General features: G+C 60.0%; 7 protein-coding genes. 4 read left to right on the top strand and 3 right to left on the bottom strand.

The window, feature by feature from the left end; translation table 11 throughout:
- Positions 1-608: SIR2 family NAD-dependent protein deacylase (locus AC11W3_RS01000; RefSeq protein ID WP_484092344.1), on the bottom strand; the 608-nt coding region annotated here is incomplete at its 3' end.
- Positions 609-614: 6 nt separating this feature from the next.
- Entirely contained in the window at positions 615-1,103 is a 489-nt protein-coding gene (ybaK, locus tag AC11W3_RS00995; protein WP_484088486.1) for a Cys-tRNA(Pro) deacylase, read from the bottom strand.
- 137 nt (positions 1,104-1,240) lie between these two features.
- Here ybaK and AC11W3_RS00990 point away from each other — a divergent pair, with 137 nt between their 5' ends.
- The 4 genes from AC11W3_RS00990 (at position 1,241) to AC11W3_RS00975 (ending at position 2,813) form a co-directional block, all read left to right on the top strand.
- A complete protein-coding gene (locus tag AC11W3_RS00990) occupies positions 1,241-1,654 on the top strand; it encodes a response regulator (RefSeq protein ID WP_484088485.1) in 414 nt (137 codons plus the stop codon).
- Between the two features lie 2 nt (positions 1,655-1,656).
- On the top strand, positions 1,657-2,181 hold the full coding sequence (locus AC11W3_RS00985; protein ID WP_484092343.1) for a YkgJ family cysteine cluster protein: 525 nt from the start codon (positions 1,657-1,659) through the stop codon (positions 2,179-2,181).
- Positions 2,182-2,315: 134 nt separating this feature from the next.
- Positions 2,316-2,567 carry a TIGR03905 family TSCPD domain-containing protein gene (locus AC11W3_RS00980; RefSeq protein WP_484088483.1) on the top strand — a complete coding sequence of 84 codons (252 nt, stop codon included), beginning with the start codon at positions 2,316-2,318 and terminating at the stop codon, positions 2,565-2,567.
- A gap of 12 nt (positions 2,568-2,579) precedes the next feature.
- Positions 2,580-2,813: a hypothetical protein gene (locus AC11W3_RS00975; RefSeq protein WP_484088482.1), complete on the top strand. Its 234-nt coding sequence runs from the start codon at positions 2,580-2,582 to the stop codon at positions 2,811-2,813.
- Here AC11W3_RS00975 and AC11W3_RS00970 read toward each other — a convergent pair.
- Positions 2,770-3,335 (bottom strand): HD-GYP domain-containing protein (locus AC11W3_RS00970; RefSeq protein WP_484092342.1); only part of this gene is annotated, 566 nt, incomplete at its 5' end. The genes AC11W3_RS00975 and AC11W3_RS00970 overlap by 44 nt on opposite strands.

The following is a 3,335-nucleotide window of genomic DNA, read 5'->3' as shown; positions in this document are numbered from 1 at the left end:
CTTTGGAACCTCTCGTGCTGGCGACGGGTCCGCTCCTCTATCCAGCTGTAATCTCCAAACATCAGGATATTGGGACGTGCCGCGGCACCGCAGCGGGAACAGAGCGGAACATGGTCGGCGGTCATGGTCTCTTCATCGATCCTGAAGGTCTCCCGGTTCTCCCAGATGAGGTTGGAACATGGCTTCGCGCACTGCAGATGATGGATCGACCCGTGAAACTCCAGGATAGCGTCGCCGGGGAAGCCGGCCTTCTGAAATTGCCCGTCCACGTTCGAGGTCGCCACGAACATCTCCAACGACAGCCTCTTCCCCCACTCCAACAGGATCCTGAACCCTTCGTGAGGAACTGTTTCCCGGTACAGGTTGGTGCGGTGCCCGTAAAACCCCCAGCCAAAGGCCGGATCACGCTCGAAGTGCTCCGGGTTCGCGGCCTCGACGAAGCTGATGCCCAACCTCTGGTAAAGCGGATAGGCACGCCAGAAGCCGGTGTTTCCCCTAAAGTCCGGGAGCCCGGAATCTACCCCCATCCCCGCCCCCGCCGTTACAATGAGCGCCTGCGCCTCGCGGAGCACCTCCGCCGCCTGCTCGAATTTCCTCGAAAGGTCCATATATGCCTACCCCGGGATGCCGACCTTCACCGGCACAGGTTTCAGCACCCTCACCAGTTCGGATGGTGTTATCGAGACCAGAAATCCGCGACTGCCGCCGTTTATGTAGATGAGCGGAAGTTCAAGGATGGTCTCTTCGACATAGACCGGCATCTGCTTCCTGGTGCCGAAGGGAGAGGTTCCGCCGACGAGGTAGCCGGAATGGCGATTGGCCGCGTCGGGGGTGCAGGGACCGACCGATTTCACTCCAATCACCCGGGCCAGTTCCTTGGTCGAGACCTGCCGGTCGCCGTGCATCAGCACGACCAGCGGAGACCTGGTCTCGTCCTCCATGATCAGCGTCTTGATCACGCAGTGTTCGTCTACACCCAGTTCGCGAGCCGAGACCGCCGTCCCGCCCTTCTCCTCATAACCGTAAAGATGCTCCTGATAGGCAACGCCGGCCTGCCGCAGCACCCTGATCGCCGCGGTGACCGGCGACTTCACCTTCGCCATTGGACTCCCCTTCCCAGTCGACGGCTCACATGAAAAAATCAACTTGCCAGTGACCGTCATCCACGTTATAGATGTAGGCAAAGTTTAATATCACGTCTTGGGCAGCTGCACAACCTCCGCAACTCCGGTGACTCTTAATGGGTAACGAGACTCTGCAAGCAGTGGCAAAGGTCCTGGTGATGGACGACGACGAGATGGTCCGTTTCGTCGCGGGCGAGACCCTCAAGAGGTATGGCTTCGAGGTCGAGTTCGCCACTGACGGCTCGGAAGCGGTAAAACTTTACCGTGAACACCATCAGGCCGGCACCCCCTTTGTCGCGGTGATCCTCGATCTCAACATCCCCGGTGGCATGGGAGGGGCCGAGACCATGAAGCAGCTGCTGGAGATCGATCCTGCCGCCAAGGGATATGTATCCAGCGGAAGGACCGATGACCCCGTCATGATGGAGTATGAGAGCTTCGGTTTCAGCGGCACCATCGAAAAACCGTATTTCTACCTCAACAAGGAACTGATGGAATCCTTCACCAAATCCCTGCTTGAAAAACGGTGACCATGCCGGCTCTGGAAAATTACCTGGCTCTGGTTGGCCGGGTCGACGAGCTTTGCACCGGCACGTCAACACGCTTCGAGTCGCACATCTCCTGCCGTCCCGGATGCGATGCCTGCTGCCGTCACCTCTCGATCTTCGCGGTCGAGGCCGCGTCGCTCAGAGAGGCCCTCGGCGCTCTTCCCGAATCCGAAGCTGATTTCATCCGGCGAAAGGCCGAAGTTTCGGCCTCCGGTGATCCCTGTCCCCTGCTCCATGACGGCCTCTGTCTCCTCTACCAGGCGCGCCCGGTCATCTGCCGGACCCACGGTCTGCCGCTGCTGATCAGCCGGGACGGCGAGAGGGCGATCGACTTCTGTCCGGAGAACTTCCGGGATCTGTCCAGCATCCCGGGAAGCGCGGTAATCGACCTCGACCGTCTGAACGCGATGCTGACGGCGATCAACGCACTCTTTCTGCAATCGTTCCCCGGCCCCGAGCGGGTCACCATGTCGGAAGTACTGAGAACAACCGAAGTCAAAGGCGTTTAACAGGGATGTACAGGATTAACGGGATGAAAGCCTTCAGTAAGAACCTGGTCTTCGGCTTCGACTTTGATGTTTATCCTGTCCATCCTGTCCATCCCTGTGACCCGCCTTTAGTTTTTTAAGGAGAAATGAGAAGCATGCAGGTAAGCTACGTAACCAAGGGGAGCTGCGCTACCCAGATCAACATCGAAATCGAGGACGGCGTCATTCTTGGAGCCGAGTTCATGAACGGCTGCGCCGGCAACACCCAGGCAGTAGCGGCGCTGGTGCGCGGCATGGAAGTCACTGAAGCGATCAAGCGCCTGAAGGGGATCGCCTGCCAGGGCAACACCTCTTGCCCCGACCAGCTGGCCAGGGCGCTGGAGCAAAGCCAGGCGGCGCAGAATTAGGAGGGAGGGGGTATGGAAGTCTTCGGCGGTTTCATGATGATGGTTTCCATCATCGGCTTCTTCCTGACGGTGATCTGGTTCATACTCCCTTTTGTGATCTTCAACATCAAGGGGAGGGTCGACCGCACCCTTGAGCTGGTAGAGGATATGGAGAAGCGCCTCTCGGCGATCGAGCGGGCCCTGGAAAGACGCGAGCCGTCCGTTAGCCGGCCAGAGGCAACACCTCCCTCGACTCCTCCTTTATGAAATGGGACAGGCAGCGGACCATTTCCGGGTCGAACTGGCTCCCCGCGCACGCCTCCAACTCGGCCAAGGCTCCGGCCCGGCCGCTTCCGCGCTTGTAGGGACGGTCGGAGACGATGGCATCAAAGGCGTCGGCCACCGCAATGATCCGGGCATCGAGGGGGATATCTTCCCCCCGCAGCTTGGCGGGGTAGCCGTTGCCGTCAAACCTTTCATGATGGTGCAGGACACCCGGCAGCACCCACTTCAATTCCTGAATCGGCGAGAGTATCGACACCCCCACCTCCGGATGGAGCCTCATCAGGGGGCCGGCCTCAGGGCCGAGCCTCCCCGGACAATTCACCGCACCCTCCACCCCGATCTTCCCGATGTCGTGCAGCAGCCCCCCAAGACGCACACGCTCCACTTCCCACTCACTTAGCCCCAGGGCGGCGGCGATAATGGCCGATGTCTTCATCACCCGCTCCGAATGCCCCTTCGTCCAGGGTGACTTGGCGTCGATGGCATTGACCAGGCTGGCCACGG

It is taken from the genome of Geomonas sp., assembly GCF_056994735.1.
The sequence above is the reverse complement of the archived record's forward strand: the minus strand, read 5'-3'. Positions and strand labels throughout refer to the sequence as shown.

Bases quoted from the DNA above. Each gene is read 5' to 3' on its own strand.
- ybaK (WP_484088486.1), bottom strand. From the start codon at position 1,103: ATGGCGAAGGTGAAGTCGCCGGTCACCGCGGCGATCAGGGTGCTGCGG.
- AC11W3_RS00990 (WP_484088485.1), top strand. From the start codon at position 1,241: ATGGGTAACGAGACTCTGCAAGCAGTGGCAAAGGTCCTGGTGATGGAC.
- AC11W3_RS00985 (WP_484092343.1), top strand. From the start codon at position 1,657: ATGCCGGCTCTGGAAAATTACCTGGCTCTGGTTGGCCGGGTCGACGAG.
- AC11W3_RS00975 (WP_484088482.1), top strand. From the start codon at position 2,580: ATGGAAGTCTTCGGCGGTTTCATGATGATGGTTTCCATCATCGGCTTC.
- AC11W3_RS00980 (WP_484088483.1), top strand. From the start codon at position 2,316: ATGCAGGTAAGCTACGTAACCAAGGGGAGCTGCGCTACCCAGATCAAC.